At 71.3% G+C, this 20,365-nt stretch carries 18 protein-coding genes; 11 read left to right on the top strand and 7 right to left on the bottom strand.

The features are described from left to right. Positions 1–205 precede the first annotated feature (205 nt). The 3 genes from pdxH to IE269_RS24480 all read left to right on the top strand — a co-directional run bounded on the left by pdxH (position 206) and on the right by IE269_RS24480 (position 4,008). The gene (pdxH, locus tag IE269_RS24490; RefSeq protein WP_189825405.1) at positions 206–832 is read left to right on the top strand and encodes a pyridoxamine 5'-phosphate oxidase; all 627 of its coding nucleotides are present in this window, start codon (positions 206–208) and stop codon (positions 830–832) included. A gap of 400 nt (positions 833–1,232) precedes the next feature. After that, on the top strand, positions 1,233–2,462 hold the full coding sequence (locus IE269_RS24485; protein WP_229898184.1) for an RNA-guided endonuclease InsQ/TnpB family protein: 1,230 nt from the start codon (positions 1,233–1,235) through the stop codon (positions 2,460–2,462). Between the two features lie 184 nt (positions 2,463–2,646). Further along, a complete protein-coding gene (locus tag IE269_RS24480) occupies positions 2,647–4,008 on the top strand; it encodes a PAS domain S-box protein (RefSeq protein WP_189825274.1) in 1,362 nt (453 codons plus the stop codon). Between the two features lie 118 nt (positions 4,009–4,126). Here the strand turns inward: IE269_RS24480 and IE269_RS24475 are convergent, their stop codons facing one another. Further along, the gene (locus IE269_RS24475) at positions 4,127–4,882 is read right to left on the bottom strand and encodes an SIS domain-containing protein (protein WP_189825273.1); all 756 of its coding nucleotides are present in this window, start codon (positions 4,880–4,882) and stop codon (positions 4,127–4,129) included. Between the two features lie 267 nt (positions 4,883–5,149). On the opposite strand from IE269_RS24475, the gene IE269_RS24470 reads away from it, so the two are divergent. Both IE269_RS24470 and IE269_RS24465 read left to right on the top strand, forming a co-directional pair. Continuing rightward, complete coding sequence (locus IE269_RS24470) at positions 5,150–5,842, top strand: iron-dependent transcriptional repressor DtxR (protein WP_189825272.1); 693 nt, start codon at positions 5,150–5,152, stop codon at positions 5,840–5,842. A 515-nt stretch (positions 5,843–6,357) separates the two neighbouring features. Beyond that, positions 6,358–7,233 carry an alpha/beta fold hydrolase gene (locus IE269_RS24465; RefSeq protein ID WP_189825271.1) on the top strand — a complete coding sequence of 292 codons (876 nt, stop codon included), beginning with the start codon at positions 6,358–6,360 and terminating at the stop codon, positions 7,231–7,233. A 15-nt stretch (positions 7,234–7,248) separates the two neighbouring features. On the opposite strand, the gene IE269_RS24460 is transcribed toward IE269_RS24465, so the two are convergent. From IE269_RS24460 to IE269_RS24450, 3 genes are read right to left on the bottom strand one after another with little or no spacing between them, the layout of a single operon-like run. Further along, complete coding sequence (locus IE269_RS24460; protein ID WP_189825270.1) at positions 7,249–8,886, bottom strand: transporter; 1,638 nt, start codon at positions 8,884–8,886, stop codon at positions 7,249–7,251. Next, complete coding sequence (locus IE269_RS24455; protein ID WP_189825269.1) at positions 8,883–9,701, bottom strand: ABC transporter ATP-binding protein; 819 nt, start codon at positions 9,699–9,701, stop codon at positions 8,883–8,885. Before IE269_RS24455 ends, IE269_RS24460 begins: the two co-directional genes overlap by 4 nt. 41 nt (positions 9,702–9,742) lie before the next feature. Continuing rightward, positions 9,743–10,432: a bifunctional DNA primase/polymerase gene (locus IE269_RS24450; protein WP_438817619.1), complete on the bottom strand. Its 690-nt coding sequence runs from the start codon at positions 10,430–10,432 to the stop codon at positions 9,743–9,745. Between the two features lie 309 nt (positions 10,433–10,741). Between IE269_RS24450 and IE269_RS24445 the strand changes: the two genes are divergently transcribed. The 4 genes from IE269_RS24445 to purU all read left to right on the top strand — a co-directional run bounded on the left by IE269_RS24445 (position 10,742) and on the right by purU (position 15,561). Further along, positions 10,742–12,130 (top strand): NsdA family TPR-like regulatory protein, encoded by a 1,389-nt coding sequence (locus IE269_RS24445; protein WP_189825268.1) that lies wholly within the window; start codon positions 10,742–10,744, stop codon positions 12,128–12,130. A gap of 243 nt (positions 12,131–12,373) precedes the next feature. Continuing rightward, positions 12,374–14,002, top strand: a complete 1,629-nt coding sequence (locus IE269_RS24440; RefSeq protein ID WP_189825267.1) for a hypothetical protein — start codon at positions 12,374–12,376, stop codon at positions 14,000–14,002. A 132-nt stretch (positions 14,003–14,134) separates the two neighbouring features. Further along, positions 14,135–14,650, top strand: coding sequence for an SCO4402 family protein (locus IE269_RS24435; protein ID WP_189825266.1), 516 nt, complete (start codon positions 14,135–14,137; stop codon positions 14,648–14,650). 29 nt (positions 14,651–14,679) lie between these two features. Further along, positions 14,680–15,561: a formyltetrahydrofolate deformylase gene (purU, locus tag IE269_RS24430; protein WP_189825265.1), complete on the top strand. Its 882-nt coding sequence runs from the start codon at positions 14,680–14,682 to the stop codon at positions 15,559–15,561. Positions 15,562–15,641: 80 nt separating this feature from the next. Here purU and IE269_RS24425 read toward each other — a convergent pair whose 3' ends face one another. Then, positions 15,642–16,796, bottom strand: coding sequence for a maleylpyruvate isomerase N-terminal domain-containing protein (locus tag IE269_RS24425; protein WP_189825264.1), 1,155 nt, complete (start codon positions 16,794–16,796; stop codon positions 15,642–15,644). After that, on the bottom strand, positions 16,793–17,395 hold the full coding sequence (locus IE269_RS24420; RefSeq protein WP_189825263.1) for a sigma-70 family RNA polymerase sigma factor: 603 nt from the start codon (positions 17,393–17,395) through the stop codon (positions 16,793–16,795). The genes IE269_RS24425 and IE269_RS24420 overlap by 4 nt, the downstream gene beginning before the upstream one ends. 245 nt (positions 17,396–17,640) lie before the next feature. Here IE269_RS24420 and IE269_RS24415 point away from each other — a divergent pair, with 245 nt between their 5' ends. Together IE269_RS24415 and IE269_RS24410 are read left to right on the top strand one after the other, a co-directional pair. Beyond that, positions 17,641–18,015, top strand: coding sequence for an STAS domain-containing protein (locus IE269_RS24415; protein WP_189825262.1), 375 nt, complete (start codon positions 17,641–17,643; stop codon positions 18,013–18,015). A 103-nt stretch (positions 18,016–18,118) separates the two neighbouring features. Beyond that, a complete protein-coding gene (locus IE269_RS24410; RefSeq protein ID WP_189825261.1) occupies positions 18,119–18,649 on the top strand; it encodes an EF-hand domain-containing protein in 531 nt (176 codons plus the stop codon). Positions 18,650–18,679: 30 nt separating this feature from the next. Here the strand turns inward: IE269_RS24410 and IE269_RS24405 are convergent, their stop codons facing one another. Then, complete coding sequence (locus IE269_RS24405; protein WP_189825403.1) at positions 18,680–20,224, bottom strand: class I adenylate-forming enzyme family protein; 1,545 nt, start codon at positions 20,222–20,224, stop codon at positions 18,680–18,682. Between the last annotated feature and the right edge of the window lie 141 nt (positions 20,225–20,365).

Here is a 20,365-nt window from a genome sequence, read left to right as displayed (position 1 = left end):
GTGAGAACAGGCACACTCCACGACCCACTTTCGAGAGGATTAAGGCCAGTTGGAGCGGGGAAGACTGCGCCCACACCTCACCCCGTCCCTGCGCACCCTCTGTGCGAGGACGCTCCACCCCCTGCGGCAGGATGGCCCCGTGCCGAACACAGCTCCCGCCGCGTCCGACCCCTCCGCAGAGGGCCCCCTCCCCGACCCCGCCGCCATGCGCGAGCAGTACCGCAGCGAGCCCCTCGCCGAGAAGACGCTCGCCGCCACGCCCATGGAACAGTTCGCCCACTGGTTCCAGCAGGCGGTCACCGCGGGCCTGGACGAGCCCAACGCCATGGTCGTCGCCACCGCCACCCCCGACGGCCGCCCCAGCACCCGCACGGTGCTCCTGAAGGCCTACGACGGCGACGGCTTCGTCTTCTTCACCAACTACGAGTCCCGCAAGGGCACCGAACTGGCCGCGAACCCGCACGTCTCGCTGCTCTTCCCCTGGCACAGCATCGCCCGCCAGGTCATCGTCACCGGCACCGCCGCCCGCGTCTCCCGCGCCGAGACGGCCGCCTACTTCCGCACCCGCCCGCACGGCTCCCAGCTCGGCGCCTGGGCGAGCAACCAGTCCCGCCCCATCGCCACCCGCGAGGAACTCACCACCGCCTACGACGACTTGGCCGCCCGCTACCCCGAAGGCGAAAAGGTCCCCGTCCCGCCCCACTGGGGCGGCTTCCGCATCACCCCGGAGACGGTCGAATTCTGGCAGGGCCACCAAAACCGCCTCCACGACCGGCTGCGCTACGTGAGCACCGGCCCCGGCGCCTGGTCCGTGGAACGCCTCAACCCGTAGAACCACACACCCGTAGAACCACACACCCCGTACAACGCAGAACCCCGCGGGCTCTGGTCCCCTCCGAGGAGGAGGCCGGCCGGACATACCGGCGAGCCCGCGGGGCGGTGACTGCTTGGGATTGGAACCGGCTGCGCCGGCTACCGCACTGAGTGCGACGACGGGCAACTAGCCCGCAGCCACCTCGCGAGTCCGGAAAGAAATCATTTCCCGAAACACCTCCTTTCAGCGTGGGCCACACATTAGGAGCCCTCGCCGGGAGCCTCAACCGATTTATTGGAAACGTTTGAGGGCGTGGCGGAGAGACAGAGGTTCGCACGCTTGTACGGCCTGTGACGCGACAGGTGGACGTGTGCGCCAAAGGGGTACGGATGTGCGCCTGCCTGGCTAGTTCCCCGCCATGACGACAACGACAGGGCCTGGCCGGGCCTCGGGAGCGGGGGAGGCCGGGCGTGCCCGGTTCACCTACCGGCTCCGGGTGTCGTCCAGCGCCCGGACGTTGCTGGCGGCGGAGTGGGACCGGTGTCGGTGGTTGTGGAACGAGTGCGTTGCCAAGTCCCAGCAGACGCACGCCCGGAACAGAGCCCTCCCGGCCGATGCCGAAAGGCTGACCTGCGGTCCCGCGCAGCTCGACAAGATGCTCACCCAGGCCCGGAGACGGACGGCGTGGCTGCGGGAGGGGGCCTCTGTTCCGCAGCAGCAGCTCGTCCGGGATTTCGGGAAGTCCCGGGCCAAGGCGCAGAAGGACATTCGGGAGCGCGTTCCGGTGCGGCGGCGGGCTGGGCTGCCGGGGTTCAAGAGGAAGCACGAGGACAGAGTCAGCCTGAACTACACCCGGAACGGTTTCCGCCTCAAGGACGGCCGTCTGCACCTCGCGGGCGGTATCGAGTTGTCAGTGGTGTGGTCGCGGGAACTGCCTGCCGCAGCGTCCTCGGTGCGCGTCCACCAGGACACTCTCGGGCACTGGTACGCATCCTTCGTCGTCCCCGCGTCCGCTGAGCAGCTCCCGCCGACAGGTGCGGTGATCGGAATCGACTGGGGCGTGACAGAGACCGCGACCACCACCTCCGACGCCCACGATCTGCCCCACCTCGAGCACGGCAAGAAGTCTCAGGCGAAGGTCTGCCGCTACGACCGGATGATGGCCCGCCGGAAGCCGAAGAAGGGCCAAGCCGCGTCGAAGGGCTACCGGAAGGCGAAGCGCCAACGCGCCAAGGCATACAAGAAAGTTGCCCGGCAGCGGCAGGATGATGCCCGTAAGTGGTCCAAGCGCGTTGTTCGCGATCATGACGAATTGGCCGTGGAGGACTTCCGGCCCAGGTTCCTGGCCAGAACCACGATGGCCCGCAAGGCTTCGGATGCCGCCATCGGCGCTACGAAGCAGGCCCTGGTTGAGATGGCCCGTAAGCACGGGCGCATCGTGTACCTCATCCATCCGGCGTTCACCACGATGGACTGCGCGCAGTGCGGAGCGAGAGCCAAGCACGCCCTGCCGCTGGGTGAACGCACCTACACCTGCACTGCGTGCGGGGTTGCGTCCCCCAGGGACAAGAACTCCGCGCGTGAGTGGGGTGTCCCCTGCTCGAGCGAAGCCGAGAGCTTGGGGAAGCTCGTCCGGGCGGCAGCCTGAGCCAGAAATCCCCCTGCTTACTGCACGGGGAGCATTCAAGAGTCCGGAAAGAAATCCTTCGCCGGTTGCCGAAGCACCTGGATTTCGCAGAAGCCGGTGTGCTCTGCGACACAGTGGAGTTGAATGATCCGGACGTGCAGCACAAACGCGCGGTGCACAGACGGACACCTGCGGGGGGTGCGGGGTGAGTGCTTCTCTGAGCAGCGGGACCGCCGAGCCGGAGCCGGAGGCGGGGTCCGGGGCGGAAGCGGGGGCCGGGTCGGAGCTGCTCGCGGCGCTGTTGGACGGGATGGACGCCGCGCTCTGTGCGTTCGACGCCGACGGGGTCGTGACCCACTGGAACCGCGAGGCCGAGCGCATCCTCGGGTGGAGCGCCGAGGATGCGGTGGGGCGGCGCGGGTTCGCCGGGTGGGCGGTGCGCAGCGCCGATGCCGACGAGGTGCAGGGGCGGCTGATGGCCGCGATGCACGGGGGCGGGCGGCAGGTGCATGAGTTCGCGTTGCTGCGCAAGGACGGCGGGCGGGTGCTGGTGCGGACCCAGTCGGCGGCCGTGACGGGGGCCGACGGGAAGCCGACCGGGGTCTACAGCGCGTTCGGCGAGGTGCACGCGCAGATCGACCTGGAACGGGCCATCGCGCTCAGCGAGGTCTTGTTCGAGGACGCGTCGTGGGGGGTGGTGCTGGTGGACGTGGATCTGCGGCCCACCGTCGTCAATGTGCATGCCGCGCGTGCGCTCGGGGGCGGTCGTACGACGCTGCTGGGGCGTCCGCTGGGGGAGACCGTCGTGCAGGGCGTCGACGAGCTGGAGGGGGCGCTCCAGCACGTACTGGCGGAGGGCACGCCGCCCGCTCCGGTCGACCTGTGGGTGACGCTGCGCACGGCGGAGGGGGAGCGGCGCCGGTGCTGGCGCAGCGGTTTCCTGCGGCTGGCGTCACCCCTTGCGGAGGAACCCGTACCGCTGGGCGTCGGGTGGATCTTCCAGGACGTGACGGACGCCAAGACCGCCGAACAGGACGCCGCCCGGCTGCGGTTCCGGGGCAACCAGTTGCAGCGGGCGGCGCGCACGGCGGCCGAGTGCGAGGACCCGCTGGAGGCCGCTGCCGCCTATCTGGACTTCGGCCTGGCCGGGTTCGCGGACCACGCGCTGATCGACGTACTGCGCGAGGAACGGCTGGTGCGGATCGCGGCCACTCCCGCGGGCGAGCCGGGCCCGTGCACGGCGGACAACGCGGAGGCGTGCATTCCCGTGCGGTACGGGGAGGGGCACCCGGCGCTCCAGGCGCTGGAGCGCACCGGCGCGGTGCGCGCGAGCGCGGGCCCGCGCGCCGACGCCCCGGCGTGGGCGACGGAGCGCCAGTGGCCGCACGACGCGGTGCACGCCCTGTGCACGGTGCTGCGCAGCCGGGGCCGGACGGTGGGCGTGGTCACCTTCCTGCGCGGTGCGACCCGCCCCGCCTTCGAACGCCCGGACGCGACGTACGCGGAGAGCATCGCCGTACGGGTGGCGTCGTCGGTGGACCTGGCGCAGGTACTGAGGGAGCGCTGACGTCACCAGCACCAGCACCAGCACCAGCACCAGCACCAGCACCAGCACCAGCACCAGGACCAGCACCAGCACCGGTGCGAGGCAGATCCTGCACCAGCACCGGAGGCCCGGAAGTCCCTCAGTGCCGGAAGAAGATCCGGTCGCCGTACTCGGTCATCACACGCCCGTTCCACTCGTGCCCGCCGTCCACGTTGCCCGACCGCAGCAGCGGCACCTCGACACCGCGCTCCGCCAGTTCCCCGGCGGCGGCCGCCATCACCGCCTGCATCAGGGCGGTGGTGACCACCGTGGAGGCGGGTGCGAAGGGGGCGTCGATGCCCTCCGTCGTCAGTTCCGCGTCGCCGACCGCGATCTTGCTGTCGAGCACGATGTCGCAGTGGTCCTTGAGGAAGCTGCCCGACTTGTGGCGCGACTTGGTGTCCTTCGCGTACGCCACGGACGTCACGCCGATGACCTTCAGCCCCAGGGCGCGCGCGTTCATGGCCATCTCGACGGGCAGCGCGTTGCGCCCGGACAGGGAGATCACCACGAGTACGTCGCCGGGCTTGGCCGGGCTGCTGTCGAGCACCGCGCCCGCGAGGCCGTCCACGCGCTCCAGGGCGGAGCCCAGGGTGGCGGGCATGACGTCGATGCCGACGACGCCGGGCACCGCGAGGAGGTTCATCAGGGCGAGCCCGCCCGCCCGGTAGACGACGTCCTGCGCGGCGAGCGAGGAGTGCCCGGCACCGAACGCGAAGAGCCGCCCCCCGGCGGCGACGGTGTCGGCGATCGCGGTCCCGGCGGCGGCGATGGAGGCCGCCTCCTCGTCCCGTACGCGATGGAGCAGGCCGATCGCGGCGTCGAAGAACTGACCGGCCAGTTTGTTCTCGCTCATCGCGGAGGGCCTTTCCAGTGGCGGTTTCATGGGAGATGCCGGGAATGCGGGGCGGTTACCCAAGGTTACGAACAGGGGCGGCGTCCGTGCCGCGGATCACGTTGCGGTCTGGAGCCGGGAGCTGTCAATACGGCCGCGCCCCGGCCCGGCACGGTTGTCAGTGCGATGCGTCAGAATTGGGACACGGGCCGGCGCAGGACGACTGAGCACAACCGAGTACGAAGACCGAGCGCACGACGATTTCTGTCACAGCATCGAGGGGCACACATGTCCGGACTGATCGACACCACGGAGATGTATCTCCGCACCATCCTCGAACTCGAGGAGGAGGGCGTCGTCCCCATGCGCGCCCGCATCGCCGAGCGCCTTGACCAGAGTGGTCCGACGGTCAGTCAGACCGTGGCCCGCATGGAGCGCGACGGCCTGGTGACGGTCGCGGGCGACCGGCACCTGGAATTCACCGAGGAGGGCCGCCGGCTGGCCACGCGCGTGATGCGCAAGCACCGGCTCGCGGAGTGCCTCCTCGTCGACGTGATCGGCCTGGAGTGGGAGCAGGTGCACGCGGAGGCGTGCCGCTGGGAGCACGTGATGAGCGAGGCGGTCGAGCGCCGCGTCCTCGAACTGCTCCGCCACCCCACCGAGTCCCCGTACGGCAACCCGATCCCGGGTCTGGAGGAGCTGGGCGAGAAGTCCGAGGCCGACCCGTTCCTGGACGAGGGCATGGTCAGCCTCAACGAGCTCGCGCCGGGCACGGAGGGCAAGACCGTGGTCGTACGGCGCATCGGCGAGCCCATCCAGACCGACGCCCAACTGATGTACACGCTGCGCCGCGCGGGCGTGCAGCCCGGTTCGGTGGTCAGCGTGACCGAGTCGCCCGGCGGTGTGCTGGTCGGCAGCAGCGGCGAGGCGGCCGAGCTGGACGCGGAGACGGCGTCGCACGTCTTCGTCGCCAAGCGCTGAGTCAACTCCGTTCGGCGGAACGGGACTTGGGTCCCGTTCCGCCGCCCACTTCTCCGCCGGAATCCCAGCGGCCGGACGGATCGCGTGCCACGCTGTGTCTGCGGCACACGAACCGGGGCACCAGATGTGCATGAGGGCTGCCGGCCGGGCCCGACTCGCGGCCGGGGAGGAGGCGGGAGATGCACCCGTCGTACGTTTTGTGTGAGCGCAGCCCGCACAAGCGCGGTCCGCGCGGCCGCGCCCCGCACAAGGAGGGCCCCGGCGCCCTGAGGCGCCGGGGCCTGTCCTCCCCTGTGCCGGCCTGGAGCCCCGAGCTCTTCAGGCCGGCTCCCGCGGACCGTCTTCCCCGAGCGGTCCGCCTCCCGAAGAAGATCTCCCCTCGGCAGCGAACGCCAATCCTTGAGCGCTGTCACTCGAAAGAGGGTTCTTGGGCTCCGCGACCCGATGTTCGAATACGAGTTCGATAGCGTGGGGCGAGTACGCACGATCCGTACGAGAAGGGGGTGCCAGGCCATATGGTGCGGCGCATCGACGTGACCGGAGCCGACGGCGCACGCCTCGCCGCCTGGGAGTTCGCGGACCCGCCCAAGGACGGCGACCCCGAGCAGCTCCCCGGCGTCTTATTGCTGCACGGCCTGATGGGCCGCTCCTCGCACTGGGCGGCCACCGCCAGGTGGCTCGCCGAGCGGCACCGGGCCGTCGCCCTCGACCAGCGCGGCCACGGCCGCAGCGAGAAGCCCTCCGACGGCCCCTTTTCCCGGGACGCCTACGTCGCGGACGCGGAGGCCGTGGTGGAGCAGCTGGGCCTGGCCCCGGTCACGCTGATAGGGCACTCCATGGGCGCCCTCACCGCCTGGCAGCTCGCCGCCAAGCGCCCGGACCTGGTGCGCGCCCTGGTCGTGTGCGACATGCGGGCCTCGGCGCTCGGGGCGGCCTCCCAGCGGGAGTGGGAGGACTGGTTCAAGGCCTGGCCGGTGCCGTTCGCGACGCTCGCCGACGTCCGCAAGTGGTTCGGCGAGGACGACCCCTGGGTGGAGCGCCCCTCCCCGGCGCGCGGCGAGTTCTTCGCCGAGGTGATGGCCGAGCGGGCGGACGGCTGGCGCCCGGTCTTCTCCCGCCGCCAGATGCTGCTCTCCCGGGCCACCTGGGTCTACGACGCGCACTGGGACGAGCTGTCCCAGGTCCAGTGCCCCACGCTGGTCGTGCGGGGCCTGGACGGCGAGCTGGGCCGCGCGGAGGCCCAGGAGATGGTGCGGGTGCTGCCGCGGGGGCAGTACGCCGAGGTGGTGGACGCCGGCCACCTGGTCCACTACGACCAGCCGGAGGGCTGGCGGGCCGCCATCGAGCCCTTCCTGGAAGAGACCGGCGGCCACACCGTGCCGACCCCGTAGCCGGCGCCCCGCGCCCTACCCCTTGCTCACCGCCGCCAGGATCTCCGGCAGCCGGGCGGCGGTCCTGGGCGCGGCCACCTTCAGCCCGATCCAGGTCACCAGCACTCCGTACGCGATCCCCAGCGGCAGCAGGAACCAAGTCGTCAGCCCGGCCACGTGCAGCCAGACCGTCAGCGCGATCAGCGGCGCGCACACCACCGTCGACACCACGAGCCCCACCAGCAGCGACATCCACGCCAGCGACCCCTGCCCCGGAACGACGTTCTTGTACGTGCCGTCCTGCGGGACCGAGTACGGGTACAGGGCCGACGCCACCAGACCGGCCGCGAGCAGCGCCCCCAGCAGGGCGAAGGCCAGCCCCAGAACCTCGGGGAGCACCGACCAGTCGCCCGCCAGCGCCGTCGTCACGCCCGCCACCAGCAGGGTGTAGGGCACGGTGATCACCAGCAGTGCCAGCAGCCGCGCCCGCAGCTCCTCGTAGGCGTCCCGCACGGTGGAGATCGTCGTCGCCACCATCCAGAACGCGGAGGTGTCCGTACCGAACTGGTTGAAGGTCTGCATCCCGAGCATCCCCGCCGCGAAGCACGCCCAGTACGCCGAGCCGGTGCCCTGGAGCGCGTTGAACACCGGGACGATCAACCCGATCGCCAGCGAGGTGATCCAGGCGCCCTTGGTCTTCGGGTCGCGCCAGATGTAGCGCAGCACCCGCTGTGCGGTGGCCGCCGTGCGCCCGTCCGGCAGCAGGCGCGTCAGCAGGCCCGCCTTGGACTCCTTGCGCGCGGAGTCCGACGCCGCCTGGATGGTCGAGCCGTCCGGCGCGGTCATCAGCTTGACCAGCCCGCGCTCCCACGACCACAACAGCGCCGCCAGCACCACCAGCGTGAGCAGCAGCTGCACGAGGCCACGCCCGTACGCGCCCTCGCTCATGGAGTGCACCGCACCGACGGCGGAGGCGGGCGGCAGCCACTGCACGACGTTCGCGACCGGCTCCAGCACCGACATGCCGCCGGTGGCGGCCAGCCGCTGCCAGCCGAAGTTCACGAACTGGATGCCGACGGCGATGATCAATCCGCTGAGCACGGCCAGGTCGCGCCCGCGCCGGCTGGTCAGCAGCCGTACGTTCGCCGTCGCCACGGCCCGCGCCAGCGCCAGGCAGGTGAGCACCAGCAGGGCGGCCGCCACGACGGCGGTCACTGCCGCAGCGAAGCCGTGCGCGACGGCGATCACCGAGCCGACGGCCAGGCACACCGTGAACAGCGGCCCTATGCCCACCAGCGACGCCGCCAGCAGCGCCCGCACCAGGGGCCGGGGCCGCAGCGGCAGCATCACCAGCCGCGAGGGATCCAGCGTCTCGTCACCGCTGGGGAAGAACAGCGGCATGAACGCCCACGCCACAGCGGTCACGAGCGCCAGCAGCACCGTCACCGTCGGCGCGTACTGCGTCTCCCGCAGCAGGATCAGCCCCAGCACCAGGAACGCCGAGAAAACCAGCACCAGTACGGCGCTGATGATGAACGCCGTCCTGCGCCCGGACGACTGCCGCAGCCCGTTCTTCAACAGCGACAGCTTCAGCCGTACGAACAAGGGCGTCAGCCCCGTGGAGACGGCGCCGGTGGACTCCGCACCGGGCGCATGGCCCGCGACGACGCTCATCGCGGAGCCCCGCCGCCGAGCCAGTCCAGGCTGTCCCCGGGGTTGTGCCCGTTCGCCCCGACCAGCTCCAGGAACGCGTTCTGCAGCGTCGGTGCGTCGCCGCGCACCTGTGCGAGGGTGCCCTGCGCGCGGATCTGTCCGGCGGCCATCACGGCCACCCAGTCGCACAGCGACTCCACCAGTTCCATCACATGGCTGGAGAAGACGACGGTGGCACCGGAGCCGGTGTACCGCTCCAGCACCCCGCGGATGGTCTGCGCCGACACCGGGTCGACGCCCTCGAACGGTTCGTCGAGGAAGAGCACTTCCGGGTTGTGCAGGAGTGCGGCCGCGAGCCCGATCTTCTTGCGCATACCGGTCGAGTAGTCGACGACCAGCTTGTGCTGCGAGCCCGCGAGATCGAGTACGTCCAGAAGCTGGGTGGCGCGCTTGTCGACCTCGTCGCCGGGCAGCCCCCGCAACCGCCCGCTGTAGGCGAGGAGTTCGCGCCCCGACAGTCTTTCGAACAGCCGAAGTCCCTCCGGCAGTACGCCGATCCGCGACTTCACCTGCACCGGGTCGGCCCACACGTCGTGGCCGCCGATGTGCACGGTGCCATGATCGGGGCGCAGCAGCCCCGTCACCATCGACAGGGTGGTGGTCTTGCCCGCCCCGTTCGGGCCGACCAGGCCGATGAACTTCCCGGCCGGCAGTTCCAGATCGATTCCGGCGACGGCCACCTGGTCGCCGAACCGCTTCCACAAACCCTGTACACGTACAGCGGCGGGCGGCGCCGTATGCGCTCCGCCCGCCTTGTCGAATGCCTGGTCAGGCATGTCGTCAGCCTTTCGTGGGTCCCCGTGATACGGGGCCCACTTTATGTTCGAGCGCGCCCCCGCGCAGCCGCTGCCTCGCGCCCGCAGGCGTACGCGAGGGGGCTGATCAGCTCTTCCGCGTCCGGCAGCCACCGGTTGGCGGGGGTGGGGCGGCGTGCCCACTGCACGGCGCCCATCGCGCCCATGCGGGTCGGCGGGGCGGCCACGTAGTCGCCCTCGCCGCGTGCGATCAGGTCCAGGGCGCTCGGGGCCCAGCCCAACTTCCTTACCAGATCCGGAATCTTGGCGCCCGCGCCCGGCAGCACGAAGAACAGCAGGCGGCGGTCGGGGGTGTTGGTGACCGGGCCGAGGGTCAGCTCCATGCGCTCCATGCGGGCGAGCGCCAGGAATCCGGCCGTCTCCGGCACGTCGATGGCGTCGAAGGTGCGGCCGGTAGGCAGCAGGATCGAGGCCTTCGGGTTCTTCTGCCACATCCGGCGCGCGGCGACGGCGCTGCCGGTCGCCTGCGTCGCCCAGTCGTTCTTCGCCGCGTGCGCACCGGGGGCGGCGCACGCCACGTCCCCGCACGTGCAGCGCTCCACCCCCTCTTCGGCCTCCAGCCAGGTGCCGGGGACCACGTCCCAGTGCCGTTCTTCCGCGTACCGCACGGCGCTGTCGAGCAGTTGATCGCCGCGCTGCTGGGGGATCTGGGCTGCGTCCGTGACGTCCGTGACTCCGATGGTCTCTTCCACGAACAACTCAACTGCACGCACCAACTCCGGTTACGGGCGCGCGCGAGAGGGAGCTGGAGCATCGATCCTGCATGCGGGGCGCATGGGTGCACGGGCGGGGGCGCGCAGGTGGGTGGGGTGCGGTGAGCGGGCAACCACAGAAGTGGAAGCGAGGAGGTACCGGAAATACCTCTGGCTTCCGTCATCACCGTCATCACCGTCATCTCCAGGTATTACCTGCATTGTTTGCATATCCACCGGGCATTGATCTCCGCGCGGATTCAAGGGAATTCACGAGGACTTCATCAGCGCCCGCACCAGGGGGTACACATGGCAGCCAGGCCGCTCGTCGCCCGACAGCCGAACGAACGACTCCAGGCGCTCATCCAGGAAGCCGGTTGCTCCAACGCCGGGCTGGCCCGACGGGTCAACATGTGCGGCGCCGAGCACGGACTCGATCTCCGTTACGACAAGACGTCGGTGGCCCGGTGGCTGCGCGGTCAGCAGCCCAGGGGGCGGGCCCCCGGAATCATCGCCGAGGCGCTCGGCCGCAAGCTGGGGCGCACCGTCACCATCGACGAGATCGGCATGGCCAACGGCAAGAACCTGGCCTCCGGCATCGGACTGCAGTTTTCGCCGACGGTGCTGGGGGCCATCGAGCAGGTCTGCGAGCTGTGGCGCAGCGACGTGGGGCGCAGGGACTTCCTGTCGGGGTCCTCGGTGGCGTCCTCCGCGCTGGTGGAGCCGAGCCGGGACTGGCTGATCACGGGTGCCGACCACCAGGTGGCGCGCACGGCGGGGTCCCGGGTGGGGCCCAGTGACGTGGAGGCGGTGCGGGCGACGACACAGGCGCTCCAGGCCCTCGACCACCGGTTCGGTGCCGGGCACGTGCGTCCGATCGTCGTGCACTACCTCAACAGCGTGGTCTCCGGGCTGCTTTCGGGCTCGTACCGGGAATCGGTGGGGCGCGAACTCTTCGGCGCCGTCGCACGGTTGACGGAGCTGGCCGGGTACATGGCGGTCGACACCGGGCAACCGGGGCTGGCGCAGCGGTACTACATCCAGGCGCTGCGGCTCGCACAGGCGGCGGGTGACCGCGGTTACGGGGGATACGTCCTGGCCGCGTCCATGAGCCACCTGGCGGCGCAGCTCGGGAACCCGCGCGAGATCGCCCAGTTGGCACGTGCGGCGCAGGAGGGTGCGCGCGGGCGGGTCACTCCCCGTGCGGAGGCGATGTTCTACGCGGCGGAGGCCCGTGGGCACGCCCTGCTGGGCGACGAGCGCACCTGCGGCGCGGTGGCCGCCAAGGCGCAGTCCGCGATGGAGAAGGCGCACGACGAGGCCGACTCCGGCGACGACCCGACCTGGATCGCCCACTTCGACCAGGCTTATCTGGCCGACGAGTTGGCGCACTGCCACCGGGACCTCGGGCAGGCGGACGCGGCGGCGCGCAGGGCCAACGAGAGCCTCGCCGGGCACCCCGACAGCAGGGTGCGCAGGCGGGCCATCGGGCTGGTGCTCCTGGCGTCGGCACAGGTGCAGCAGCGCGAGGTGGAGCAGGCCTGTCACACCGGCACGCGCGCGGTGGAACTGCTGAGCACCCTGCGCTCCAACCGGGGTGCGGAGTACCTGGAGGACTTCCAGCAGCGGCTCGCGCCCTACCGCGACGAGCCCGCGGTGCGGGAGTTCGGGGCGCGGATCGAGGTCCAGGCGGCCTGAGAGGGCGGTCCGGGAGGTCGGCTTGAGAGGGAAGCGCTCCTCGGGGCGCTTCTCGTCAATGCGGGGCCTTAATCAGCGTCAACTTCCGTCCGTTTGTTACGGGGAGGAGGTGGGGGTACGGTCCTGGCCTGCCCGGATCATGGGTGCGTGGCCCGGGGGCGGTATCACCCGGTAGCGTGAACCGGTGATTCCGTCCCTCGCCCGTGCGGCGAGGCCGCCCAGAACCGATGGCAGGAGCCCCCGTTGACGCAGAGCGAGCAGGGTGATGAGCCGCAGCATCCCGTGCGCCCCGCACACGAGGGCGTAGTGCTGCCCCCGGCGCAGCAGCAGTGGCAGCCGCCGCAGCCTTCGCAGGCGCCGGGCCCGATGCCGGGCCACGCACCGGGGCAGGCGGCACCGCAGCAGGGCCAGAGCTGGGGCCAGCCGTGGGGGCCGGGAGCGGCGCAGGGGACGCAGGCACCGGGACCGGTGCCCGCGCAGCAGCCGCGACCGCTGGCACCGCAGCAGTGGCAGCAGGCCCAGCAGGCCCAGGAGTCGCAGGCCGGGCAGGCGCAGATGCCGCAGGGAGCGTTCGGGGAGCCGCAGGGGCAGCAGATGCAGCAGCCCGTGTGGGGTGCGCCCGTGCAGTCCGGCGGGGACGCCGAGCCCACCCAGTACATGCAGCCCGTGCCGGCGGAGCCCGTCGGTCCCGGCAGTGATGCCGAGCCGACGCAGTTCATGCCGCCCGTGCCGTCCGGGCCCGGTGCGCTGCCGCCGGAGGCCCCCGCAGGGCAGCCGGGAGCTCAGCAGGGCGTGCAGCAGGGCGGTCAGCTCGAGGGCACGCAGTTCCTCGGGGGCCAGGCGCTCCAGCCGCCCGCGGGGTCGGACGCGGACGCCACGCAGTACCTTCCGCCGGTCCCGGCGGACGCCCCGTACGCGGCCCGCCCCGACGGCGTACAACAGACGCAGCAGCCTCAACAGGTGCAGCAGCCCCAGCAGGCGGGGAACGGCACGCACGGGGCGCCCGTGCTGCCCGGTGTCCCCGGGGAGCGGCAGCCGCCCGCGGAGTTCGACAGCCTCTTCCGCACCCAGCCGCCGACGCCGGGCGCGCAGCCCGAGCCGGCGGGCTCGACGCAGCAGATGCCGCGCTTCCTGCCGCCCCGGCAGCAGGAGGCCGAGCAGGAGGAGGCGCGCTACCAGCAGTTCCAGCAGCCCGCCCCGCGCGGCGGCGGACCCGGTGGGCCGGAGCAGCGGCGGCGCAAGATCTCGCCGGTGCCGCTGATCGCGGCCGTGGTGGTCGGCTGCTCGGTGATCGGCCTGGGCATCAGCGCGCTGATGAACGCCGGCGAGGACGACAAGGACACCGGCGCCACGAACACCGCGGCCGGTTCCAAGCTGCCCAACCAGGAGCCCGCCGAGAAGGCCGCCGACGGGGCGAAGGGCCAGGCGCAGGCGCTGGACAAGCTGCTCGCCGACAGCAACGACAGCCGCGCCTCGGTGATCAACGCGGTCGCCGCCATCGGCCAGTGCGGCGACCTGTCGAAGGCCGCCACCGACCTGCGGGCCGCCGCCACCCAGCGGCGCGGTCTGGTGACCCGCCTCCAGTCCCTCAAGGTCGACAAGCTGGAGGGCAACCAGGCGCTCACCGCAGCGCTCAACGGTGCGTGGGAGGCGTCGGCGGCGGCCGACGACCACTACGCGTCGTGGGCGGACAAGGTGGCGGGCGACAAGGACCGCTTCTGCCGCGACGGCAGGGCGAAGGCGACCTCGGAACGGCGTGCGGGCGACCGCGAGAGCGGCAAGGCCTCGCAGCAGAAGCAGCAGGCCGTGAACCCCTGGAACACGATCGCCGAGAAGTACGGCCTGACCAAGCACCAGGCGAGCGAGCTGTAGTCACCGGCGCGGGAGTGCGGCGCGAGCACCGGCACTGGTGCTCGCGCCGCACCCGGCACCGGTGCCCGCGCCGGTATCACGACAGTGCCCTGTGCGTGCCCTGTGTGGGGGCTTTGTCCGGACTGGAATCGCATGCCCGTACGATCGACGACCGTGCAAAGTTCAGCGAACTCTTCCCGTCGCGGCCGTCGCTCCACCACCATGGGCGGCATGCCGCTGAATGACATGCCGTGGTGGCGCTGGCGCACTCAGGTGCGATCCGCGCTGCACATGCTCTCCGACCCCGTCTTCCACCAGGAGTGCTGGCTCGCCGGAGTGGAGGGCTACGGGGACATCACCGACGCCGTCTACCGGCTCGTCGAGGACACCTGGCTCGACAACTGGTCCGCCGAGAAGTACGTCGGGTCCATATTCCGGGACCCGGACGAAGCGGCCCTCGTGGACGTGGCCGTGCTCCGGGTCCTGCGCATCATGCACCAGGTCGGCGCGGACGCCCCCGTGTCGGCGTACATGGCCCACCCCGGCTGGCCCGAGGCCGTACGGGCCGCCCGTGACGCGCACGTACGGATGGCGCAGAGCGACGGCGACGACCCGGACGTCGCGCCCCGCTCGCTGGAGGTCATCCGCATTCTGACCAGGTCCGCCTGAATCAGCACGGTGTGCGATCCTCTGGGGTCATGAGCGACCCCAAGCCTGCCGAACGGCCCGAAACCGACCACTACGTCCTCACGCTGTCCTGCCCGGACAAGCAGGGCATCGTGCACGCCGTGTCCAGCTATCTGTTCATGACCGGCTGCAACATCGAGGACAGCCGGCAGTTCGGCGACCACGACACGGGGCTGTTCTTCATGCGGGTCGCGTTCTCCGCCGAGGAGCCGGTGTCCGTGGAGAAGCTGCGGGCCAGCTTCGCCGCCATCGGGGACTCCTTCCGGATGGACTGGCAGATCCACCGGGCCGAGGACCGGATGCGGATCGTGCTGATGGTCAGCAAGTTCGGGCACTGCCTCAACGACCTGCTGTTCCGCTCAAGGATCGGGGCGCTGCCGGTCGAGATCGCCGCCGTCGTCTCCAACCACCCGGACTTCCGCGAGCTGGTCGGCACGTACGACATCCCCTTCCACCACATCCCCGTGACGAAGGACACCAAGGCCGAGGCCGAGCAGCAGGTGCTCGACCTGGTCGCCGCCGAGAACGTCGAGCTGGTCGTGCTCGCGCGCTACATGCAGGTGCTCTCCGACAACCTGTGCAAGCAGCTCAGCGGCCGGATCATCAACATCCACCACTCCTTCCTGCCGAGCTTCAAGGGCGCCAAGCCCTACCACCAGGCGCACGCGCGCGGGGTGAAGCTGATCGGTGCGACCGCGCACTACGTGACGGCCGACCTCGACGAGGGACCGATCATCGAGCAGGAGGTCGAGCGGGTCGGCCACGAGGTCACCCCCGAGCAGCTGGTGGCCATCGGCCGCGACGTGGAGTGCCAGGCCCTCGCCCGCGCGGTGAAGTGGCACAGCGAGCACCGGGTGCTGCTCAACGGGCACCGTACGGTCGTCTTCGCCTAGCACCAGGAGTGGTGCTCGCGCGTGCACCGTCGCAAGGGTGCACGCGCAAGCACCGCCACTGCGTCACAACCGCCACTGCGTCACAACCGCGACAGTGACGCCGCCGCGAACAGCACGTCCCGTACCGCACCCTTGTCGCCGCCCTGTCCGGCCGCCGCCTCTTGAGGCGACACGTGCCCGGCCGCGAGCTGGCAGAACTCGACGCCGTCCAGCGCGATGTGCGCCACCTCGTGCTCCGCGGAGGCAGCGGCTGCGGGGGAGTCCAGCGGGATGTACCAGTGGCCGCCGCCCGCGCCCTCCACCTCCAGGTGCAGCGTGCGCCCCGGAGCGCCCGCCGCGACCAGCCCCCGCACGGGAGGCGCGAGTCCGGCCCTGCGGCGGGCGGCCAGCGTGCCGGGGAGCAGCCGGGCCGCCAGGTCGATCAGCTCGTGCAGATGCGTCCCCGAGGGCGGTTCGTACGGGTAGTCCACGGCCCGTGCGATGTCGTCGGCGTGCACCCAGCACTCGAAGGCCCGCTCCAGGAGGGCGTCCTTGAGGGGCAGCGAGAAGGCCCCGTACGACACCTCCAGCTCGGCGGAGCCGCGCCCGGCGAAGGACACCGTGCGCACCAGGGTGTGGCTCTGCTCGCGCCACGGGACGCGCACCGCGCGGGTGGGAGGCTGCCGGGAGCCGAGCCAGTACGCCTCCGTGCGGCTGGTGGGGTCGCCGCCGCCGTCGAAGGCGACCGGGTCGGCCAGGCCCAGCGCGTCGGCGACCAGCCCGTCGACGGTCATCAGGTGCCCGATGACGGCGGCGACCGTCGCCTTGCGCCGTACCGGATGGTCCTCCTCGAACCAGCGCAGCTGCACCGGGGCGTGCCACTCGCCGGGGTCTATGTCGGCGAGCAGGGCGTCCAGGCGGGCCGTCTCCGTGTCGTACGGCTGGGCCCAGGCCGGCACCGGGATGCGCGCCGGACGGCGGCCCAGGCAGGTGTCCAGGACCCGGGAGCGCAGCATCGGGTCCAGGTCGAGGCCGCGCTCGGACTGGAGCAGGCCGACCGCGTCCCGCAGCCGCAGCGCCTCGTCCGCGCACGGGGCGCACGCGGTGAGGTGCTCCTCCACGGCGAGCGTCTCCTCGGCGGAACAGGCCGCCAGCGCCCACGCGCCCAGCAGCGACTTGAGCACCCGGTGCGACAGGGTGCCGGACGCCCCGTCGTCGTCTCCCTCGCCGTACCTCTCGCCGTACTCCTCGCTCACAGTCCGCCCCCGAAACCCTGAGCACCAGTGCCGGTGTCCAGGCCGGAGCCGGGACCGGTGCCCGGCACGGTGTTCGCCGTCGACAGCAGTTGCAGCCCCAGGCGGAGTCTGCGGCGGGCCTCGTCCTCGGTGATGCTGAGCCGGGAGGCGGTCTGCCGGTAGTCGTGCCGATCGAAGTACGCCAGCTCCAGGGCCTCGCGGAGCGGGGCGGGCATCGATGTCACGATGTAGTCCGCGCGGGCCACGGCCGCCGCCCGGTGCACCTTCAGTTCCAGCTCCTCCGCGGTGCCTTCGCCGTCCTCCAGGGCGGCCGCCTCCGCCTGCCGGAGCCGGTGCACGGCACGCCGGTGGGTGAGCCGCGCCATCCAGGCCCGCATGGAGCCGTCCTTCGGGTCGTACGACTGGGGGTTCTCCCAGACGTGGCCGAAGACGTCACGGGTGACCTGGTCGGCGGCGTCCTCGTCGTCCAGCACCCGGTGCGCCAGGCTGTGCACCAGGGAGGCGAACCTGTCGTACAGCTCCCCGAGTGCCGCCGCCTCGCCCCGCGCCAGCCGCTGCTGCATCCTGCGGTCCCAGCGCGGCGGTGCGTCCTTCGGCATCCGATTCCCCCCAACCCCGTACCGCTGCGCCCCGAAGCACCTGCTCTTTCGAATGTAGTGCGAGACCGGGCGGCGCACGCCCCTTTGCCGCAAGTGCGCTCCGTACGCGGCCCGGGATGGTAGTGATCCGGTCATTGCGCGCATCCTGGGTGCGGGCCTCACAGACACGCGGTGTTTCATGGGACTGCGGCTAGGGAAGCCGCGATGAGGAAGGGCTACTTCCGGTTAGTTGAGAGGTCCGACGCGTGACGCTGAAGGTGACAGAGGCAGAGCACGGCAGCTGGGCCGTGCTGCACATCTCCGGCGAACTGGACCTGGTGACCTCACCGGCGGTGCGGCAGCACGTGCACGGGGCCGTCGCGGACGGGCGGCACCGGGTGGTGCTGGATCTCTCGGACGTGCTCTTCTGCGACTCCAGTGGCGTGGGTGTTCTGATCGCCGCGCGGCGGCTGATGAGGTCCTGTCAGGGGAGTCTGCGGCTGATCCTGCCGGCGCGGGGGGCGGTCGACGGCAGCCATGTGAACCGGGTGCTGGCGGCGCTCGGGGTGCGGCGGCTGTTCGAGGTGTACCCGGATGTGGACACCGCGGTGGACGACACCGCGCAGGCGCTGTCCGCCTGAGCCGACGCCCCCGGGGTCGCCCTGGTGTCCAACTGCCCCACCGGTGGATGATTTCCCTGCGGAAATGGCTTCCTCCGCACGTCAAGGACGTACCCTCCCCTGCATGGACAGCGCAGAGTACGAGCGCAAGACAGCGGCCCGTTTCGCCTCCTTCGACCAGGACGGCAACGGATACATCGACCGCGAGGACTTCAGTGCCGCGGCAGCCGCCATCCTTGCCGAGTTCAACACGACAGCCCGCTGCGACAAGGGCCAGGCCCTGTACAGCGGGGCCGAGGCGTTCTGGCAGGGCATGGCCGGAATCGCCGACGTCGACGGCGACCAGCGGGTCAGCCGCGACGAGTTCGTGACGGGGGCGGTGAAGCGGCTGCGGGACAACCCGAAGCGGTTCGCGGAGATCGCCCGGCCGTTCCTGCACGCGGCGATCGAGATCGCCGCCTCCGCGGAGGGCGAGGGCGACGGGGTCACGGTCGGGGCCGCCACCCGGCTGCTCCGGGTCCTCGGCGCGGACGAGAAGCTGGCGGGGCAGGTGGCGGAGGCGCTCGATGCGGATGGGGACGGGCGGATCACGGAGGAGGAGACGTTGACGGCTTTCGCGACGTACTACACGGTTGACGGCCCCGACCCCCAGTAGCGCCCCGGCTTCCCCCGTGACGGACCCTCCTCAGCCGCCCGAGCCGAACATCTCGCGCAGGCGGTACTTCAGGACCTTGCGGAGGGTCTCGTTGCGGGGGAGGGCGTCCACCACCTCCACCTGTTCCGGGAGTTTGTGCGTGGCCAGGCCCGACTCGCGGAGGTACGCGATCACCTCGGCCGGCGTCACGGACGGCCCCCGGAGTTCCAGGACCGCGCACACCCGCTCGCCCCGATCCGCGTCCGGCAGGCCGATCACCGCCGCGTCCGCCACCGACGGGTGTTCGTGGAGGAGGTCCTCGATCTCCTTGGCGGAGATGTTCTCGCCCTTGCGGATGATGACGTCCTTGAGGCGGCCGGTCAGGACCAGGTGGCCGGAGGCCGTCAGGTGGCCCAGGTCGCCCGTGATCAGGTAGCCGTCCGGGTCGAAGGTCCCGGCGTCGGACGACGCGCCCAAGTAGCCCTGGCACACCGCCTCCCCGCGCAGCCGCACCTCCCCGTCGACCCCCGCCGGGACCGGCTTGCCCTCCGGGTCCGTGATGCGGATGGACATGCCCTCCGGGGGGCGTCCCTCGGTGGTGGCCAGGTTCTCCGCCGTGTCGTCCGGGGAGCCCATCGTGATCATCGGGACCTCGGTCATGCCGTAGCCGTGGGTGAGCTGGCAGCCCAGTTCCCGTACGACGGCGTGGTAGAGCTCCGGCGGTTTCGGCGCGCCGCCGCCCGCCAGGAGCCGCAGGGTCGGAAGGACGGGCGTGGCGGGGTCCTTGCGCTGCTCGGTGAGGAACATCGAGTAGAAGGCTGTTGAGCCGCCCGCGACCGTCACCCCGTGACGGCGATATTCGGCCAAAGCCTCCGGCATGGCGAACTGCTCGAAGAGGACGGCCGGGAAGCCGTACAGGAGCAGCATCACCAGGTAGTCCGGGCCGCCGATGTGCGCGTACGGGAAGGCCATCGAGCCCACGTCGTCCGGGCGCAGGTGCAGGGCGTGTGCCAGGCACGAGCCGCCCGCGATGAGCGAGCGGTCCGTGTGCAGGACGCCGCGTGGGGCGGAGGTGGTGCCCGAGGTCCAGTAGATCCAGCGGACGGATGTGCCCTCGGTGGGGGGCGGGGGCAGCAGGCGCGGGTCGCCGTCCGGCAGGTCGTCGTACACCTGGAGTACGAGGAGGGGGCGGGGGAGTTCGAGCGTGAGGCGGTGTGCCATGGCGGCGTGGTCGAAGCCCCGCCACTCGCCCGGCACCGCGAAGTAGTCGGCCTTCGACTCCCGCAGCGCGAAGCCGACTTCGCGGCTCCGGTAGAAGGGGATCACCGGTGACTGGACCGCGCCGAGGCGGGCGAGTGCGAGGGAGAAGAGCACCGTCTCGATACGGGTCGGGAGCTGCCAGGCGACCGTGCTGCCGGCCCGCACCCCCAGCTCGTACAGCCCGGCGGCGACCCGTTCGGCGCGGTCGCGCAGTCCGCCGAAGCTGAGGGTGCGGTCCTCCTGGAGCAGTACCGGGCGGTGCGGGGTGAGGTCGGCGCGGCGCTCCACGAGTTCCCAGAGCGTGCCGGACGAGTCGAGCTGGCGGGCGGTCTGCATGGGTGAAGTCACTTCACGCTCCCCGTAACTGACGGACAGTCAGAACTAGCCGTGAGCGTAGGGCGCGATCCCTTGTCGGTCCAGAGGTCCGGAAGCTAGCCTAATTTCTGACGGGTCATCAGAAACGCGAACTGCCGTAAG

The sequence above is a fragment of the Streptomyces spiroverticillatus genome, from assembly GCA_014650415.1.
GTDB lineage: Bacteria > Actinomycetota > Actinomycetes > Streptomycetales > Streptomycetaceae > Streptomyces > Streptomyces spiroverticillatus.
The sequence above is the reverse complement of the archived record's forward strand: the minus strand, read 5'-3'. Positions and strand labels throughout refer to the sequence as shown.

Coding starts and splice junctions, on each gene's coding strand:
- purU (WP_189825265.1), top strand. CDS start 14,680: ATGAGCGACCCCAAGCCTGCCGAACGGCCCGAAACCGACCACTACGTC.
- IE269_RS24435 (WP_189825266.1), top strand. CDS start 14,135: ATGCCCGTACGATCGACGACCGTGCAAAGTTCAGCGAACTCTTCCCGT.
- IE269_RS24455 (WP_189825269.1), bottom strand. CDS start 9,701: ATGCCTGACCAGGCATTCGACAAGGCGGGCGGAGCGCATACGGCGCCG.
- IE269_RS24465 (WP_189825271.1), top strand. CDS start 6,358: ATGGTGCGGCGCATCGACGTGACCGGAGCCGACGGCGCACGCCTCGCC.
- IE269_RS24420 (WP_189825263.1), bottom strand. CDS start 17,395: ATGCCGAAGGACGCACCGCCGCGCTGGGACCGCAGGATGCAGCAGCGG.
- IE269_RS24470 (WP_189825272.1), top strand. CDS start 5,150: ATGTCCGGACTGATCGACACCACGGAGATGTATCTCCGCACCATCCTC.
- IE269_RS24405 (WP_189825403.1), bottom strand. CDS start 20,224: ATGCAGACCGCCCGCCAGCTCGACTCGTCCGGCACGCTCTGGGAACTC.
- IE269_RS24410 (WP_189825261.1), top strand. CDS start 18,119: ATGGACAGCGCAGAGTACGAGCGCAAGACAGCGGCCCGTTTCGCCTCC.
- IE269_RS24485 (WP_229898184.1), top strand. CDS start 1,233: ATGACGACAACGACAGGGCCTGGCCGGGCCTCGGGAGCGGGGGAGGCC.
- IE269_RS24475 (WP_189825273.1), bottom strand. CDS start 4,882: ATGAGCGAGAACAAACTGGCCGGTCAGTTCTTCGACGCCGCGATCGGC.
- IE269_RS24445 (WP_189825268.1), top strand. CDS start 10,742: ATGGCAGCCAGGCCGCTCGTCGCCCGACAGCCGAACGAACGACTCCAG.
- pdxH (WP_189825405.1), top strand. CDS start 206: ATGCGCGAGCAGTACCGCAGCGAGCCCCTCGCCGAGAAGACGCTCGCC.
- IE269_RS24460 (WP_189825270.1), bottom strand. CDS start 8,886: ATGAGCGTCGTCGCGGGCCATGCGCCCGGTGCGGAGTCCACCGGCGCC.